General features: G+C 38.2%; 13 protein-coding genes. 5 read left to right on the forward strand and 8 right to left on the reverse strand.

The window, feature by feature from the left end; genetic code table 11:
• Positions 1 to 123 precede the first annotated feature (123 nt).
• The 4 genes from ASE92_RS06740 to ASE92_RS06755 all read left to right on the forward strand — a co-directional run bounded on the left by ASE92_RS06740 (position 124) and on the right by ASE92_RS06755 (position 7,499).
• Positions 124 to 2,085 carry an OmpA family protein gene (locus ASE92_RS06740; protein WP_056849361.1) on the forward strand — a complete coding sequence of 654 codons (1,962 nt, stop codon included), beginning with the start codon at positions 124 to 126 and terminating at the stop codon, positions 2,083 to 2,085.
• Positions 2,086 to 2,400: 315 nt separating this feature from the next.
• Complete coding sequence (gene dinB / locus ASE92_RS06745; RefSeq protein WP_056849362.1) at positions 2,401 to 3,708, forward strand: DNA polymerase IV; 1,308 nt, start codon at positions 2,401 to 2,403, stop codon at positions 3,706 to 3,708.
• A gap of 174 nt (positions 3,709 to 3,882) precedes the next feature.
• Positions 3,883 to 6,900: a DNA polymerase III subunit alpha gene (gene dnaE / locus ASE92_RS06750; protein ID WP_056849363.1), complete on the forward strand. Its 3,018-nt coding sequence runs from the start codon at positions 3,883 to 3,885 to the stop codon at positions 6,898 to 6,900.
• 80 nt (positions 6,901 to 6,980) lie between these two features.
• Positions 6,981 to 7,499, forward strand: coding sequence for a YdeI/OmpD-associated family protein (locus tag ASE92_RS06755; RefSeq protein WP_056849364.1), 519 nt, complete (start codon positions 6,981 to 6,983; stop codon positions 7,497 to 7,499).
• A 56-nt stretch (positions 7,500 to 7,555) separates the two neighbouring features.
• Here the strand turns inward: ASE92_RS06755 and ASE92_RS06760 are convergent, their stop codons facing one another.
• From ASE92_RS06760 to ASE92_RS06790, 8 genes are all read right to left on the reverse strand, one after another.
• On the reverse strand, positions 7,556 to 8,293 hold the full coding sequence (locus tag ASE92_RS06760; RefSeq protein ID WP_056849365.1) for a polyprenol monophosphomannose synthase: 738 nt from the start codon (positions 8,291 to 8,293) through the stop codon (positions 7,556 to 7,558).
• A 119-nt stretch (positions 8,294 to 8,412) separates the two neighbouring features.
• The gene (locus ASE92_RS06765; RefSeq protein WP_056849366.1) at positions 8,413 to 9,915 is read right to left on the reverse strand and encodes a peptide MFS transporter; all 1,503 of its coding nucleotides are present in this window, start codon (positions 9,913 to 9,915) and stop codon (positions 8,413 to 8,415) included.
• Position 9,916: 1 nt separating this feature from the next.
• Complete coding sequence (locus tag ASE92_RS06770; protein WP_056849367.1) at positions 9,917 to 11,686, reverse strand: peptide MFS transporter; 1,770 nt, start codon at positions 11,684 to 11,686, stop codon at positions 9,917 to 9,919.
• A gap of 146 nt (positions 11,687 to 11,832) precedes the next feature.
• Complete coding sequence (locus tag ASE92_RS06775; protein WP_056849368.1) at positions 11,833 to 12,729, reverse strand: hypothetical protein; 897 nt, start codon at positions 12,727 to 12,729, stop codon at positions 11,833 to 11,835.
• Between the two features lie 37 nt (positions 12,730 to 12,766).
• Positions 12,767 to 13,942, reverse strand: coding sequence for an acetyl-CoA C-acyltransferase (locus ASE92_RS06780; protein ID WP_056849369.1), 1,176 nt, complete (start codon positions 13,940 to 13,942; stop codon positions 12,767 to 12,769).
• Positions 13,943 to 14,119: 177 nt separating this feature from the next.
• Positions 14,120 to 14,287, reverse strand: a complete 168-nt coding sequence (locus tag ASE92_RS20725; protein ID WP_082454967.1) for an Arc family DNA binding domain-containing protein — start codon at positions 14,285 to 14,287, stop codon at positions 14,120 to 14,122.
• 2 nt (positions 14,288 to 14,289) lie between these two features.
• Entirely contained in the window at positions 14,290 to 14,811 is a 522-nt protein-coding gene (locus ASE92_RS06785; RefSeq protein WP_056849370.1) for a hypothetical protein, read from the reverse strand.
• Between the two features lie 4 nt (positions 14,812 to 14,815).
• The gene (locus ASE92_RS06790) at positions 14,816 to 15,673 is read right to left on the reverse strand and encodes an SPFH domain-containing protein (protein WP_056849385.1); all 858 of its coding nucleotides are present in this window, start codon (positions 15,671 to 15,673) and stop codon (positions 14,816 to 14,818) included.
• A gap of 190 nt (positions 15,674 to 15,863) precedes the next feature.
• Here ASE92_RS06790 and ASE92_RS06795 point away from each other — a divergent pair, with 190 nt between their 5' ends.
• Positions 15,864 to 17,870, forward strand: a complete 2,007-nt coding sequence (locus ASE92_RS06795; protein ID WP_157255667.1) for an HD family phosphohydrolase — start codon at positions 15,864 to 15,866, stop codon at positions 17,868 to 17,870.
• Positions 17,871 to 17,907 lie beyond the last annotated feature (37 nt).

Raw genomic sequence — 17,907 nt, forward strand, 5'->3', positions numbered from 1 at the left:
GGTCCATTACAAGGGTACAGCGGGGGTACACACGAAATTTCGATTTCCTATTCCTTCATCAGGCCAAATATCAGAATGGCGACACCAAGGGTTTTCTAATAAATTAACAGCGAGCAACATATAATGAATAAAATTTTACCAGCCCTTTCTTTTACTGTTTACTGCCTTTTGGCGGTAGGTTTTTCAGCAAGGGCACAGTACGTATTAAAAGATGCAGACAAGCAGTTCGAACTTTTCAATTATGCCAAAGCAGTAGATTTATACGAACAGGCTTATAAGAAGAAAGAAACATTACATGCGGCCGAGCGTCTGGCCAATGCTTATGCTTACATGAACGATTACAAGCAGGCGGAAAGCTGGTTCGCTATTGCCTCAAAATTGGATGGCAAAAAACCTGAAAACATTTTAGGTTATGCAAAGGCTTTGCAAAATAACTCCAAGTATAGCGAAGCCAAGATTCAGTATCAAAACTATATCGACCAGAAAAAAGATGTTACCGAGCGCCAAAAAGAGGTTTGGCTTTCCTCTTGTGATTCGGCCCTGCAATGGATGAGACATCCGAAGCAGGTGGAACTGATCAATCAAAAATCATTGAACAGCAGCCAGTCCGACTGGGGCGCTACCACTTACCAGGGCGGGGTAGTTTTCACCTCAGATAGAACCGAAACTGGTCTGGAATCAAAAGAAAATACACCGTTTTTGAAATTCGATGGAGCTAAAACTCCCGATAAAAATATTTATGGATGGACCGGGAATGGATATTTAAAACTCTACATCAAATGTAGTCCAACTGATAGTTTGAAATTGTTTCCCATTAAAACAGGTACCCGATACCATGTTGGATCGGCAACCTTTACCGCCGATGGGAACACAGTATATTTCACCATGACGCCCGTTACGGATGATCTGGAAAAAATAAAAAACAGGCCAAGCACGGTTAATGTAGAAATATACAGCAGTACAAAAGGCGATGATGGAAGCTGGGGCGAACCGGTCACTTTTCCGTACAACGATGTAAACCGGTATTCTGTTGGCGATCCGTTTATCTCTGCGGATGGAACAACCCTGTATTTTGCATCGAACATGCCGGGCGGAAAGGGCGGAACAGATATTTACGTTTCTTTAAAAACCGATGCAGGAAAGTGGGGAAAGCCGGTCGATCTGGAAGAAATCAATACCGCCGGAAACGAACGAAGTCCGGTCTTGGATGTCAGCAACAATCTGTTTTTCTCGAGTGATGGCTATGTTGGCATGGGCGGGCTTGATGTTTTCAAGGCGCTGAGAGATGGTTCAGGTATTGGCAGGATCGAGAATATGGGTTATCCCTTTAATTCATCGCAAGATGATTTTGGCTTTAGCCTGAATGAAAAGGGCGGCATCGCTTATCTGTCTTCAAACAGAAACAATGGTTTGGGCAGCGACGATATTTACAGCATCGATCAGAAAATGATTATCGCTTTCAAACTGGAGGGTACCGTATTCGATAAGAAGACCAGTCAACCTTTACCCAATGCGCTGGTTACGCTTGCCAGGGTAGGTGGTGGATCCATCAAAACTGAAGCAGATGCCGATGGGAATTATAAATTCAATCTTTCAGCAGAAAGCGAATACAATGTAAGCGCAGAAAAAACCAATTACCGGTTGGATACCGAAAATCTGGCCACAATCGGTTTGACAACTTCGGAGGTGATCAGACAAGATCTGCATCTCGAAGCGGTCGAAATAAACAAGGCAATACGATTGGAAAACATCTACTACGATTTTGATAAATGGAACATTCGTGCCGATGCCGCAAGCGAGCTGGATAAGCTGGTCAGGATTATGGCCGATAACCCTACGATATGGATTGAGCTTGGCTCTCATACCGATAGTCGCGGTAAAGACAGCTACAACCTGGCATTATCTCAAAGACGTGCTGAATCCGCGGTTCAATATATGATTTCTAAGGGCATTGATAGAAACCGAATTACAGCTAAAGGTTACGGCGAAACGCAGTTATTGAATAAATGTGCTAACGATATTGAATGCAACGACGCCGAGCACCAGTTGAACAGAAGAACCGAGTTTAAAATTGTAAAGCAATAATTTAAAGAGAATGTAGAATATTATGAAAACGTGTTTGCTCAAAATGCAGTTGTGAATAAATGCTTTTTAGCAGTTCAGTAAATTTTTAAAAAAAGTATTAATTAATCTTTACTCTAAAAGATGCCCTGGTAGCGATGTCAGGGCATCTTTTTTTTGGGTTAATTTTTTTGAATTGAGACATGGAAACTCTTTAAAACTAAAAATGTTAGTATTTTGTTGATAAAATTTTTCATATACTCAGCGTTAAAGCTAAATAAATTAGTATTTTTGTTCTTGAGTTTGAGGTAATTTGCAGAATTTGATAATGTTGGAATCATGACGGACAAGAACAAACATATCATCCATATGGATCAAGATGCATTTTTCGTATCAGTTGAACTGCGGAAGAATCCTAAACTAATTGGCAAACCAGTAATTGTTGGTGGCAGTGCAGATCGGGGCGTAGTGACTTCCTGCAGCTACGAAGCCCGCAAATTTGGCGTGCATGCAGCAATGCCGGGTCGAATGGCAAAACAGCTTTGTCCACAAGCTATTTTTGTGAGGGGAAATATGGATGACTATTCCAGGGCTTCGCATGAAATTACTGAAATTATAGCCGATCGTGTTCCTTTATTTGAGAAGGCAAGTATTGATGAACATTATATCGATATGACGGGTATGGACAAGTTTTTCGGCTGTATGAAATTTGCTTCCGAACTTCGGCAAACGATTATCAAAGAGATGGGATTGCCAATTTCTTTCGGCTTGTCGGTAAATAAAACCGTCTCTAAAATAGGCACTAATGAATGTAAGCCAAATGGCGAGTTGGAAATTCCCTTTCCACAGGTTCGATCGTTTTTAAACCCTTTGCCGGTACACAAAATTCCAGGTATTGGTGATGCAACTTATAAAAAACTGAGCGAAATGGGGGTTCGGAAAATCCAAACTTTAGCAGAAGTTCCTCAAGATTTAATGTTTAAAATCTTAGGTCAGCAGGGCTCGGCGATTTGGCAGAAAGCCAATGGTATCGACTTTTCACCAGTAGTTCCTTACCGCGAACGGAAATCGATCGGTACACAAACTACTTTTGAAAGCGACAGTATGGACATCGCAAAAATGAAGGCGATTTTAAGCGGCATGGTCACTAACCTCACTTACGAGCTTCGGAGTCAGCAGAAGTTAACCGCCTGTATTACCGTTACCATTCGTTATTCTAATTTTGAAACCGTAACGCAACAGGCCCGAATTCCTTATACCGCACTCGATTCTTTCTTGATTTCCAAAGCACATGAGTTATTCAAGAAGCTGTATAGCAAAAGAATGTTGTTACGCTTAATCGGCGTGAGGTTGTCTCATCTGGTAAGCGGTTTTGAACAGATTGGTTTATATCATACCTCAGAAGAAGAATATGATTTATACCAGGCAATGGATAAAGTGAGGAATAATTACGGTATCGAATCGGTTGTAAAAGCCTGTATTGTTAAAGGCCCGGAACGGGATGAAAATGGTAAAGTCATCAAATATAATCCCCGAAAGAAAAAGTTGCCTGGAGCTGAAAATGAAAACGGAGAAGAAAGAAAGCGATCGAGAATTAGAACTTTTATTAACGCTGATTTAGGAACAGCTACTAAGTTAGACGGATAGTTTTTTCATTACAACTGGTTAAATGTTTAATAATCTACCCTTAACCAGAAACCCGGAAACTGTCAACCAGCAACTATCCTAACAACTAGCAACTGGCAACTGTCAACCAACAGCTTGTAACTGGTAACCGGCAACTTGTAACTCACAACTGGCAACTGATTACTGTAAACTGAAATGTTTCTTAACGTACATTCATCCTATAGCTTAAAATACGGAACGATGGATATCCAAACAATCGTTGCCAAAGCCCGTGCTTTAAATATTGGTCAGCTTGTTTTAACAGATATCAACAATTCTACCGGAGGTGTCGAATTCATTAGGGAATGTTATCAACAAGGAATTGCTAAAGAAGCAGATGATGTTCAAAAAGGAAATATTCCCTATCCACTCAAACCCATTACTGGTATAGAATTTAGAAAAGACCAGCAGCTATTATATATCGGTATTGCAAGAAATAGAGAAGGGATGCGGGCACTCAACGAGTTTTTGAGCTTCCATAATATCGAAAATATTCCACTTCCGGATGCTGCACCGAATCTTAACGATGTTTTCTTTATCTATCCTTTTACTAAAATTTTTGATCGGACATTAAAATCGAATGAGTTTATTGGCATAAAAAGCGATCAGTTAAACCACCTTTACAAACACCCTTTGCTCGGGCAAAAGAAAAAGTTGGTAGTCTGGCATCCGGTTACTGTTGGGAGCCGGGTAGAACATCGCCTACATGAATATCTACGAGCGATTGAATTGAACACCTTATTAACGCTGGTGCCAGAAAATGCAAAATGCGGATGTAAGGAAGTTTTGATTCCCGAAGAAGAGTTAAAACTCAAGTTTGAAGCATTTCCGTTCATTGTTGAGAATACACATAAATTATTAAATGCATGCGATTTAAGTAGTTACTTTGAGCCCGGACCTCAGCCTGTATCTAAAAACCGTTTTTCCTATTGTAAGGAAGGTGAAGATTCGGACAAGGTTTTGCTCAGGCGAATTGCATACAAAGGTTTAGAAAATCGTTACGGCAAAAATAATCCAGTTGCCAGGGAACGAATGGAAAAAGAGCTGCGCATCATTGAACTGAAACACTACTGCGCCTACTTTCTAATTACGTTCGATATTGTTCGATACGCCATGGGAAAATGTAATTTTTACCACGTAGGTAGAGGGTCGGGTGCAAACAGCATCGTTGCTTATTGTTTGCGGATTACCGACGTAGATCCCATTGATCTTGATTTATACTTCGAAAGGTTTTTACATGAGAAACGTACCAGCCCCCCGGATTTTGATATAGACTTTGCCTGGGATGAGCGGGAAACCATTCAGAAATATATATTTAATAAATATCCGAAGTGGCATGTTGCTTTTTTAGGTACGATGAGTACTTTTAAAGACCGGGCCATTATTCGGGAAATCGGTAAAGTGCTGGGTTTGCCCAAAGAAGAAATTGATGGTTTCATCGACCCAACGAAGGAACGTGAAAATCAGCAAAATGGCACCTATCAAAAATTAGCTGCCGTTCACCATCACATGCAAAATATGCCAAATCAACGTTCCATTCATGCTGGCGGCATTCTCATCTCCGAAGAACCTATTACCTATTACACGGCTTTAGATTTACCTCCAAAAGGTTTCGTAACGGTACAATGGGATATGTACGAGGCGGAGGCAATAGGTTATGAAAAGTTTGATGTATTGAGCCAACGTGGCATCGGTCACATCCGTGAGGCGGTCCAACTGATCAAGAAGAATCGCGGTCGTGATATTGATATCCATGATTTTAAAACTTTTAAAAATGATCCAAATCTCAATGCTATTTTGCGTGAAGGCCAACCCATTGGTTGTTTTTATATCGAGTCGCCAGCCATGCGGCAATTACTGAAGAAATTGAAGTGCGAAGATTATTTAACCCTAATAGCGGCGAGTTCGATCATTCGTCCAGGCGTGGCGAGTTCTGGCATGATGAAATCTTTCATTGAGCGTTATCATGCGCCCGATAAAGTGGTTTATCTCTGCGAAGAGATGAAGGAACAGCTTAAAGAAACGTACGGGGTTATGGTTTACCAGGAAGATGTGATTAAAGTTTGCCATTATTTTGCCGGCCTTGATTTAGCTGATGCAGATGTGCTTCGTAAAGCGATGAGCGGTAAATACCGATCGAAACTCGCTTTTGATGAATTGGTAAATAAGTTTTTTGTTTCTGCCCGCAAACAGGGACACAGTGAAGAATTAATTACCGAAGTTTGGCGACAGATATCCTCCTTTGCCGGCTACAGTTTTTCTAAGGCACATTCTGCCTCTTTTGCTGTAGAAAGTTACCAAAGTTTATATCTGAAAACTTATTATCCAAAAGAGTTTATGGTGGCGGTTTTGAATAATTATGGCGGTTTTTACAACAGGTGGGTATATGTTCACGAGCTTCAAAAAACTGGGGCAAATGTACATTTGCCTTGTGTAAACCAAAGCGATGAAGTGGTGAATATAAAAGGAAATGATGCTTTTTTAGGCTTCACGGGAGTTCAGGGTTTGGAGCATAAGTTCATTGAAAGTATTCCTCAGGAACGCAGGTTAAATGGACCTTTCAAAGATTTAGAGAATTTCGTAAAACGAACTCAAATTACATTAGAGCAAGCAATATTATTGATTCGCTTGGGCGCCCTCAGGTTTACCGGAAAAGATAAGAAAACGTTACTCTGGGATATTTACAACTATTTAGGACACAAGAACAAAATTGTAAATGCGGCCGAATTATTTAGCCTCGAACGCAAAGAATATACGCTACCGGAACTGGCCAACTCGCCAATTGAAGACGCCTACGTAGAATGGGAACTATTGGGCTTTCCGCTAAACTACCAAATGTTCGATTTTTTGAAAACAAGTTACCGCGGAGAAATAATGGCTGCCGATATGAATAAGAACGTAGGAAAAACAGTCAGAATGGTAGGGAATTACGTTTGCGAAAAAACAGTTCGAACCGTAAAAAACACTAAAATGTGGTTTGGAACCTTTTTAGATAGTAATGGCGATTTTTTTGATACCACCCATTTTCCTAACTCAACTCCAATGTATCCTTTCAAAGGAAAGGGCTGTTATCTGATATTGGGTAAAATTGTCGAAGACTTTGGTTTTCAGAGTGTGGAAGTTTTAAAGTTTGCCAAGTTGGATATTAGGATGAATCCGGTAGCGGTTGATTAGGATGAGCCGATTAATTTCACTAATCGGCTCATGATTTGAATGGTTTTTGAGCCGAATAATATATTTATTACTTTTAACCCATGATCCACATCAAAGCCGAAATAGAAAAGTTTGAACAAATGGCCGATAAAACGGGTTGGAGCTATGTTTTTATTCCAGCGATAGTAGCCAATCAAATTAAAGCCGATTGTAAAGTTTCTTTTAGGGTAAGAGGAAAAATAGATGATGTGGAAATCGCAGGCGTTGCCACAGTTCCAATGGGTGAAGGCGATTTCATTATTGCACTTCGAGCCGAACTTCGTAAAAAATTAAAAAAAGAAGCTGGAGCAGAAGTAGAATTGTGGCTGGAAGAAGATAAACACTTTAAAATAGAAATTCCCGAAGATTTAGAGCTGTGCCTGGCCGATGGCGATGATTTATTAGAGCGATTTCTAAAACTTTCAAAATCACATCAAAACTATTTTATTAAATACATCAACGAAGCTAAAACCGCACAGACGAGAACGAAGCGCCTCACGATGACGGTTATGGCGATGGAGAAAGGGCAAGAATTTGGAGCAATGATCAGGGCAAGCCAAAGAAGAAGTCTTGAGTCCTAAGTACATAGTCTCGAACCATAAGTCGGTCGATACCTTCAGCTTTTAACTTTGAACAGTTAACTTTTCTCCCGATTGTAATTTCTAAACCAGCTGTTCACCTTCATTTGGATCACTCCTAAAAAAGCTTCTCGGAAAATACGGGTACTCATTTTTGATGTTCCCTCTGTTCTATCCGTAAAAATAATTGGAACTTCAACTACCTTAAATCCAAATTTAATGGCTGTAAATTTCATCTCAATTTGGAAAGCATAACCTACAAAGCGTATTTTTTCCAATGGGATAGTTTGTAACACAATTCTACGATAACATTTAAAGCCTGCTGTTGCATCCTGAATGTTAATTCGGGTAATAAAACGAACGTACATTGATGCAAAATACGACATGAGAACTCTTCCCATTGGCCAATTTACAACATTAACCCCTCTAACATACCGAGATCCAATAGCAAGATCAGCACCATTTACACAAGCTTCGCGAAGCCTGAATAAATCATCAGGGTTATGAGAAAAATCAGCATCCATTTCAAAAATGTACTCATATTTACGTTGCAAAGCCCAATTAAAACCATAAATATATGCTGTACCCAAGCCTTGTTTGCCAGCCCGTTCCTCTATGAATAGTTTCCCGCTATATTCAACTTGCAGCGATTTCACAATGTTTGCAGTGCCATCCGGAGATCCATCATCAACAATAAGCACATGAAAAGGTTGCGTTAACGAAAAAACCTTTCTAATGATCTTTTCAATGTTTTCCTTTTCATTATAGGTAGGGATGATTACTAAACTATCAGACACGTGTTGGTATAATTTTAAAATTACGATTGAGTAATTGTTGTATGGGGGCGAAATTAGTTATTAAAAACCAAAAGCCCGAAATTTTCTTCCAGGCTTTTGTCTGTGTTGTATTGATGTATTTATCTTACTTCTCCCATTAGCTTTTTAACCAGTTGTGAAAAAGCGATTAAGGCTACACCCGCAATAAGCGAATAAAGTGCTAATGCCTTATATCCATCTGTGTAAGCTACCAGTTTTGTCATTAACGAAGCATTATCAATGCTCGACATTTCTGCACCCAATTTGCCAGCAGCAAGCTGGCCAAATGCACTTGAGAGAAACCAAAGTCCCATCATCATACCAAACATCTTCTTTGGCGAAAGTTTCGTAATAATCGACATGCCAATTGGACCCAAGCATAACTCGCCCAAAGTAAGTAGGAGATAGGCCAGGGTGAAAATATTTAGGGAACTTATTCCTTGATCATTTGAAAAAAATCTCGTTGCGTAAAAAACATAAAAGCTCAGCGCCAACAAAAGAAAACCTATTCCAAATTTAACAACCGTATTGGGTTCAATTTTGCGTTTGTACATCCCAATCCATAATAAACCCACCAAAGGACTGAAAACAATTACGAAGAATGAGTTTACACTGTTGTTCACCACATTGGGGTCAATGTTAAAAAAAAGCAAACTATGATCTAAATTGTCTTTAGCAAAAAGAGATAGGGAACCTCCGCTTTGCTCGGATATTGCCATAAAAATGAAGTAGCAAAATATGAAAACAAACGCAGCAATGAGTTTATATTGTGCCTTAATGTCTTTAACCATTGCGGTTTCGTAGATGAAATAGATCAAAGCTACAATGCCGATAGTGTACATAAAATAATCAGTATAGGCAGTGTTTTTAACCATGATGAAGATCAAAGGAATACATAGCAAAGATCCTACGTAAACGGCTATTTCGTAAGCAGTTCTTTTAGATTTTTCTAAATTCAATAATGGAGAATTTCCAATAGGGCCTAAGAACTTTTTGGTAAAAATAAAGGTTCCCAATCCGAAAGCCATTACAACAGCTGCCGAAAGAAAACACAAATGCCAGGAAACATATTTACCCAAGTAAATGCACATAGCGCCCCCTAAAAGGCCTCCAACGTTTATACCAGCATAAAAAAGACCATAACCTGCATCTCTTCGGTTGTCTTTTTCATGGTAAAGCTCGCCAACCATCGATGAAATATTTGGCTTGAAAAAACCAGTTCCAATGATTGAAAGTGTAATGCCGACATAAAATAAATCCTGAGGAGAAAAAGCTAAAATTAGATTTCCGATAATCATTAACGATCCGCCCCAAAAGAGCGACTTCCTAAAACCTAAAATTTTATCGGCAAAGATGCCACCAATAAAGGTAAAAGCATAAACGAAAGCCTGAATTGCACCGTATTGGAGATTCGATTTTTGATCAGTTAATCCCAATTGATCAACCATGAAAAACGCAAGGACACCTCGCATGCCATAAAAACAGAAGCGTTCCCACATCTCTACTAGTGATAAATACCAAAGTTGCTTCGGATATTTACCATCAAAATTCTGAATCGCTTCTAATGTTTCAATAGAAGGCGTTTTTTCTGTAGCGATTTGCATGCTATTTAACCCCGTGCATTAATTTTTTGATGATAGGCGTTAACAGCATAATGAAAATACCTAATCCTACTGGGATCAGCGTGAAAATCAAAAAGAAAGTCGACATAGAATACTGCGCAGTAATTTTATCAATCATTCCACCCATGGTCCCTGCAATTTTGTTTCCAATCGCTATGGCTAAATACCATATTCCGAACATGATCCCGATCATTCTTCCCGGAACTAATTTGGAAACATAAGATAATCCAACAGGAGAAATAAAGAGCTCACCCATGGTATGGAAAAAGTAAGCTAGAATTAACCAGATCATACTTACCGAAGCAATTTTCGCACCCGGTGGAATTGAACTCGAACCATAAGCCAAAGCGGCGAAGCCGATACCCAATAAAATCATTCCGATACCGTTTTTTACAGTGGCCGTAGGGTTTAATTTGCTCTCCCAAAGTTTTGAAACAATAGGTGCACAGGAAATAATAAATAAGGAGTTTAATACCCCAAACCAGGTTGCAGGAACTTCAGCTTTAACATCGCTATACTGGTTTTTCAGCATGTAAATTACCAATCCCCAAATGATAGCAAAACCGGCTGCAAGAATAATATTCCCCAAAGCAAAGTTTGCAAATGTTTTTCTGAATAAACTAAAAAGAACATAGGTAATGATGACCAAAGGGACTACCGTAATCAATGTGTTGGCAACATTGAAGATAATTTTAGCATTTCCTTCTAATAACCTTGCAGTGTAGTCTTTTGCGAAAATTGTCATCGAACCTCCTGCTTGCTCAAACGAAGCCCAAAAGAAGATAGTGATAAAAGCAAGTACGATTACAACAATCATTTTATCTCTCAGCTTAGGTGAGTATTGTGCAATCCTTTTAATCAAGATAAAAATAAACAAGGCCAGTGCGATGATAATAGCGAAGTTATCTCCCGTTAAACTGCCTATTTTGAAATTAAATACCGTTGAACCAGTAATTTTTGATACCGGATCATTTATAATCCAAATTAGCCCAATGATTGATATTAACCCAATAAGTACGATATCGAATATGGAGAAAGGATTCTTTTTTGCCTCTGCAGGGTCTTCATCTTCATCAATAACTACATTGTTTTTTTCAGGTTTAAGCCCAATTGAGCCAAATATATTTTTAGTAAAATAAAATTGAAGCATACCTACAAACATGAAAATACCGGCCAAACCGAAACCATAGCTCCAACCCCAATTTGGATTCTCGCCAATGTAGCCGCATAATAACATACCTAAAAATGCTCCAGAGTTAACACCCATGTAAAAAATCGTATATGCACCATCTTTTTTCTCTGGGTGTTTTTTGTACATGTGTGATAAAATCGATGTCATGTTTGGTTTAAAAAAACCGTTTCCAACCACCAAAAGGCATAATCCAAGGTACATGAAAATTGGATTGAACTCGAACGCCATCGATAGGTGGCCCAGGGTCATTAAAAGCGCCCCCAAGATAACTGCCCAACGATAACCGATAAATCTATCGGCAATAAAGCCGCCCAAAATAGGAGTTAAATAAGCCAAAGAAGTATAAGAGCCATAAATTGCAAGCGCATGTTCTCTTGGCCAGCCCCATCCTGGGTTATCGCCAAATATAGAAGAAGTAAGAAATAGAACAAGTAAAGCACGCATACCGTAGTACGAAAATCTTTCCCACATTTCCGTGAAGAAAAGCACGAATAACCCTGCCGGATGACCCAATACTTTGCTGCTAAAGAAATCGTCTTTGGTTTCAATGGATGTTTGCATAAAACATTTGTTGGTTTTAGTTTATGAATTCAGAATTTGTGTGTTGTTTAAGCCTGTTTGCAAGGCGCAATATAGGTAGCGATTGGCAAACTCACAAATTTTTACCGTATAGGAATAGTAATGATGTTGTTAAGCAGCGTTAAATTTTAAAACTTTCGTTCTGGTTTAACATTTTTCTTTGGATCGGCGTATAGCTCATCCATCGCATTTGGATCATTATTTAATTCTAAACCTTCCATCAGTTTTAGTTTTCCACCAATTATTTTAAAGCCATCGAACGTTCCGTCTGATCCATAAAATTCATATTTACCGGTCATCTGAGAATCGAAAGGCGCTAAATGATCAAATAGAATCATACCTGCTTTCCGATCTGTTTTCAAAAGCATCGCATTTGATTTTGTGTATTCAAAAATGAATCTATTTTTATCTTTTATGTTTTTTCCATCGAAAACTGGTGCGCCAAATGTTAACTTATCCTTACTAAAGGAAAGAATTTCGATTACCTTCTTTGTGGTCGTTTGATTGTTGCCTTTCCATCCCAACAAGATGTAATAGGGCAGGCGGCTACCACTGGTAACAGGTATAATCTCGTAATAACGGGCCCCAAACCATTTTTGGTTGTCAGTTATAATATTTGGATCATTTAAGTTTTCGGTTTGATCGATCAAGGGGAAAAGTTTCAGCGAACCCTTGTTGCTATTCATTTGGATGGCTCCATAGTATCGGTAGGTGCCATTTTCCAATAAAAGATACCAACTGATTACTCTAAAAGCCTGATCTGGAGATTTAATGATGGAAACATTTTTTAATGAATCGAAAGAAAAACTAAATGAATAGGGTGTCTTCAATGCATCAACTAACGTTTTAACAAATTTTCCATTCAATTCTAGCTTCTTTACATCAAAAGTTTCTGCGGTGGTAGCCTTCGATATGTTAACTAGTGTATCCTGGAAATTTTCAAGTGCCTTTTTATTTTGCTGGGCATCAGAATGAAATCCAGCAAACAGAAAAATTAATAAAAGATATATTTTTTTGATTTTCATTTACATTAAGAATGCCGGGCATAAAGCCCGGCAAATTTTAAATTCTTTCGATAACGATGGCGCTTGCTCCACCACCGCCATTGCATATTCCGGAGACGCCAATTTTACCGTTATTCTGTTCCAATACAGAAAGTAACGTAACCACAATACGAGCACCAGAAGCACCAAGTGGATGCCCCAAAGATACTGCGCCACCATTAACATTTACTTTATCGTTTGACAGTCCTAACAGTTGATTATTAGCGATTGATACCACAGAAAACGCTTCATTGATTTCGAAATAATCGACATCTTTAATGTCAATATTGGCTTTTTGTAAGGCCAGAGGAATCGCTTTTGATGGCGAAGTAGTAAACCATTCTGGCGCTTGTTGTGCATCTGCATAAGCTAAAATTTTCGCCAATGGTTTAATCCCCATTTCTTTCGCTTTAACTGCACTCATTAACACCAATGCTGCTGCACCATCATTTAAGGTTGATGCATTAGCTGCAGTAACCGTTCCATCTTTCTTAAATACCGGTTTTAAACCGGGAATTTTTTCGAATTTTACGGCGGTTGGTTCATCATCAGTATTAATAACAGTTGTTTCACCCTTTCTGTCTTTCACTTCAATTGACGTAATTTCAACTGCAAATTTCCCTTCGGTTTGTGCGCTCTGAGCTCGTTTGTAAGATTCTATTGCGAAATTATCCTGTGCTTCACGACTGATGTTGCATTCTGAAGCGCAAAGTTCAGCAGCAGAACCCATGTGATAATCGTTGTAAACGTCCCACAATCCATCTTTAACCAAACCATCAGTAAGCTGCCCGTGGCCTAAGCGATAACCATTCCTTGCTTTATCCAAATAATATGGAACATTGCTCATGCTTTCCATACCGCCGGCAACCATAATCTCATGATCACCGTTGGCAATGCTTTGTGCGGCCAACATAATCGCCTTCGTTCCCGATGCGCAAACTTTATTAATGGTAGTGGCAGGTACATCTGGTAAACCCGCTAATTTTGCAGCCTGCGTCGCTGGGGCCTGTCCTAAATTTGCAGATAACACGTTGCCCATGTAAACTTCCTCTATATCTTCCGGTTTTAAACCAGCTTTCTCAACGGCAGCTTTGATTGCAAATCCACCTAATTGTGTAGCAGAAAATTGATTTAATGAACCGCCAAAGCTTCCAATGGGTGTTCTAGTAGCTGATACAATTACAACTTCTCTCATGAATAAATATTTTTATGAACTTTTGGTTAGTCCGCTAAGTTATACATTTTTTAATATTGCAATAACGGATACGCGGCCATTTTAGCATGAAGGAAATGTCAGCTTAGTCGCATTAAAATTAATAACGGTTGACACCAACTCAAATGATGATGGTTTGAGGTGCAAATTTGTTTACTGCTAGTCTTCCTTTGTTTTTCCCTTTTTTCGCAATTTAAGCGCCTGATTGAGCAAATATTCAATCTGTCCGTTTGTACTTCTAAACTCATCAGCTGCCCAGGTTTCTACTTCCTTTAACAGGGCAGGACTAATTCTCAAAACAAAAGCTTTTTTATCTTTCTCTGCCATCCTTAACTTATTGCTCGTATTTGATATCTTGTTTTCAAATTAATGAGGAATAATTCCATTTCTTCAATTTTATTAGAACTGAATAACAGCTTCTTCCCATTTTTAAATTCTATCTGTAGCCCCTTCGATTTATCATTTAAAAGGTAAGCTTTATCGTTTCGTTTAAACCAGAGTCTGTTTTTCACTCCATAACCGCCATAATCGCCGAAGGCATCGTACTTTGTGATGTAAACATTTTCTACACTAATCCACTCAATAGGTGTTAATTTGGTTTTGAAGGGAAAGTATTTATAAAAAATTCCCTCTTGATTTATTCTCAAGGTCAAAACGTTTTTTTGAATAATATAAACCACTAAAAAAGGAAGTAAAATAGCCCAGATGGGAGCGAAGTATGCATTTTTTAAATCCTGGAAGTTCATTCCGCCCTTATCGAACAGCACAATAGAACCTACCATTATGGCATCCACGCCAATTAAAATATAAAGCCACCACAGGTTTAATTGTTGTTTTTCTTCAAATTCCATGGCACTAATTGTATAGCGTGCCAGTGTTTACTACGGGCTGTACATGGCGATCTCCACATAAAACAACTAATAAATTACTCACCATTGCAGCTTTTCGCTCTTCATCTAAATCAACAATTCCTTTCTGTGATAATTTTGCCAAAGCCATTTCTACCATGCCCACGGCACCTTCAACAATTAGCTTCCGGGCAGCAATTACGGCAGTTGCTTGCTGACGTTGCAACATTGCACTGGCAATTTCTGGTGCATAAGCCAAATGTGATATCCTGGCCTCCAAAACTTCAATGCCAGCTCTCGATAGCCTATCATTTAGTTCGTTTTCGAGCAACTCACTAACTTTATCAGCACCGTCTTTTAAAGTGATGCTATCTTCTTCGCCCTCCGAATGATCATAAGGAAAAATATTGGCCAGGTGCCTTACAGCAGCTTCGCTTTGAATATTAACGTACTGCATGTAGTTTTCTACCGAAAAAACAGCTTTTGCAGTTTCATTTACCTTCCATACCACAACAGCAGCTATTTCTATGGGGTTTCCCAGCTTATCGTTTACCTTAAGCTGCTGACCGTTTAAGTTATTGGCTTTTAATGATAACCTTCTTTTAGCGGTTAATGGGTTAACCCAAAAAAATCCATCGGCCTTAACTGTGCCAATATATTTACCAAATAAGGTTAATACCATAGATTGATTCGGGTTGATAATTAAGAAACCTGGAAAGATTAAGAAAATATCCAGCGCCAGTAGTAAACCTCCCCATAGAAAGCTTTCAGTAACGAAACAAAAAATAGCAGCACCAATAAGCGCTAAAAATAATACAAAGGTTAAATAACCTGATGGAGGACTGATAATTTTTTCTTGATACATAATTGATATTAATTTGATATCATAAAGTAAATTATAAAAGATGGTAATTGCAAACAAATTCAGTAAAATGTATATTAGATAAAAATGTTAATTTTGAAAGCACAATAATCCTATCGTTTTGGCCAAAATCAAGAAAAATTCACACAAAATCCTTTACCGTAAATATTCATCTAACTTGAAGTATGTGATGATGATTTTTACAGTTTTCATTATTACGCTTTTTCTTCCTAAACAGCCACGTTTTAGATATGAATTCGAAAAGAATACAGTATGGAAAAACAAAGACCTGATTTCGCCATTTAGCTTCGCTATATTAAAAACCAACCCGCAGGTTAGTAATGATAAAAAAAATGCCTTAAAAAATATTCTACCTGTTTACCAATTTGATAAAGCGATTTCGGATAACGCTTTGGAAGAGTTTTCGAACGACTTTGATATTAAATGGAAATCAACGCAACTTGATGAAAAAGATCGTATTCAATTTAAAACCGAAGCCTATAACCTTTTAAAAAGCATCTATCAAAAAGGAGTTATCGGCTTAAATGTGAAACATCAAGCTGGCGCAAAAAATTATGATTTTTCTTTGATGGAAAATAATGTGTCTAAAACCCGAAACACACAAGATGTTTTTACTGCAGAAAGCGCACTGTTGTTTTTCAAGGCAAATTTTAAAGCCACAAATCAAGTAATGGTCGATCTGGTAGCAAACCTTGCAATGGATCATATAGCACCCAATATTGTTTTTGATGAAAGGTTAACTCAGGTTATTCAAGATAATACGATTAGCAATATATCTACTACTAAGGGGATGGTGCAAAAGGGCGAATTAATCGTATCTAAAAATGATGTGATTGATGAAGAAATTTATCAGAAACTCGAATCTTACAAAACTACTTACGATGCGCAAACAAAAACCATAGGTAGTAGCGTGCTCGTGTATTTTGGCCAGGTGGTTTTGGTAAGTTTCATTCTAGCCATTTTGATGTCCTTTCTTTTTCTTTTCAGGAAAGATATTTTTGCTGATAATCGCCAGTTATCCTTAATACTAATTGTAACTACGGGAATGCTCTTGGCACTTACCTGGGCTATCAAAATGGAGATTCCAAGTTTATATTATATTCCATTTTGTGTCGTCCCCATCATAATAAGGATTCTTTTTGATACACGTTTGGCACTTTACCTGCATATGCTGGTGATTCTGATTGCTGGTTTCTTTGTAGCCAACAGCTTTGAATTTGTTTTTTATCAGGTAACCGCTGGTATGGTTGCCATTTTCAGTATTAAAAACTTCGTAAAACGAGAGCGGTTTTTAGTTTCTGCCATGTTTATACTTTTCTCATACTTTGTTGCATTTGTTGGTATTGCATTATTAAGAGAAGGTAGTTTTAGGGAAATTGAATGGATCAATTTTATTCCGTTTGTTTTTAGTGTTTTACTTTCCCTTTTGGCTTACCCCTTAATTTACCTTTTCGAGCGTATTTTTGGTATTACTTCTGATGTTGCCCTAATAGAACTTACGAACACAAATAACAAATTACTTCGCGAGCTTGCTTTCAAAGCACCCGGAACGTTCCAACACTCATTACAAGTTGCAAATCTTGCTGAAGCGGCAATCTTCAAAATTGGAGGAAACTCTGTTTTGGTAAGGGCAGGAGCACTTTATCACGATATTGGTAAAGTTGATAATCCACAATATTTTATAGAAAACCAAAATACAGCTATAAGTCCACACGATAAGCTGCCTTACGAGCAAAGTGCGCAGATTATTATTCAACACGTTCATAAAGGAATTGAAATTTTAAGGAAAAATCAAATTCCCGAAGCTATTATAGATTTTATTAGAACACATCATGGAAATACCCGGGTGGATTATTTTTATCAGTCTTTCTTAAAAAATACACCAGAAAAATTCGTTGATGAGAATATTTTTAGATACCCTGGACCAATCCCTTTTAGCAAAGAACAAGGCGTTCTAATGTTAGCAGATTCGGTAGAAGCAGCGTCTCGAAGTCTAAAAAATCCCGATGCTCAGAACATAAATGACATTGTTGAAAGGATAATTAACTATAAATTGGAGCAAAATCAGTTAGATAATTGCGATTTAACATTAAAAGATATTGAAACTATCAAATTGATTTTCAAGACGATGCTAATGAGCATCTATCATGTGCGAATAGATTATCAACAAGTTTTGTAATTTTTTTTTGTAGAATAGGTTGTTTTACTATATTTGC

This window comes from Pedobacter sp. Leaf41, assembly GCF_001422545.1.
Taxonomy (GTDB): Bacteria; Bacteroidota; Bacteroidia; order Sphingobacteriales; family Sphingobacteriaceae; genus Pedobacter.

Bases quoted from the DNA above. Each gene is read 5' to 3' on its own strand.
- ASE92_RS06740 (WP_056849361.1), top strand. From the start codon at position 124: ATGAATAAAATTTTACCAGCCCTTTCTTTTACTGTTTACTGCCTTTTG.
- dinB (WP_056849362.1), top strand. From the start codon at position 2,401: ATGACGGACAAGAACAAACATATCATCCATATGGATCAAGATGCATTT.
- dnaE (WP_056849363.1), top strand. From the start codon at position 3,883: ATGTTTCTTAACGTACATTCATCCTATAGCTTAAAATACGGAACGATG.
- ASE92_RS06755 (WP_056849364.1), top strand. From the start codon at position 6,981: ATGATCCACATCAAAGCCGAAATAGAAAAGTTTGAACAAATGGCCGAT.
- ASE92_RS06765 (WP_056849366.1), bottom strand. From the start codon at position 9,915: ATGCAAATCGCTACAGAAAAAACGCCTTCTATTGAAACATTAGAAGCG.
- ASE92_RS06770 (WP_056849367.1), bottom strand. From the start codon at position 11,686: ATGCAAACATCCATTGAAACCAAAGACGATTTCTTTAGCAGCAAAGTA.
- ASE92_RS06775 (WP_056849368.1), bottom strand. From the start codon at position 12,729: ATGAAAATCAAAAAAATATATCTTTTATTAATTTTTCTGTTTGCTGGA.
- ASE92_RS06780 (WP_056849369.1), bottom strand. From the start codon at position 13,942: ATGAGAGAAGTTGTAATTGTATCAGCTACTAGAACACCCATTGGAAGC.
- ASE92_RS20725 (WP_082454967.1), bottom strand. From the start codon at position 14,287: ATGGCAGAGAAAGATAAAAAAGCTTTTGTTTTGAGAATTAGTCCTGCC.
- ASE92_RS06785 (WP_056849370.1), bottom strand. From the start codon at position 14,811: ATGGAATTTGAAGAAAAACAACAATTAAACCTGTGGTGGCTTTATATT.
- ASE92_RS06790 (WP_056849385.1), bottom strand. From the start codon at position 15,673: ATGTATCAAGAAAAAATTATCAGTCCTCCATCAGGTTATTTAACCTTT.
- ASE92_RS06795 (WP_157255667.1), top strand. From the start codon at position 15,864: ATGATTTTTACAGTTTTCATTATTACGCTTTTTCTTCCTAAACAGCCA.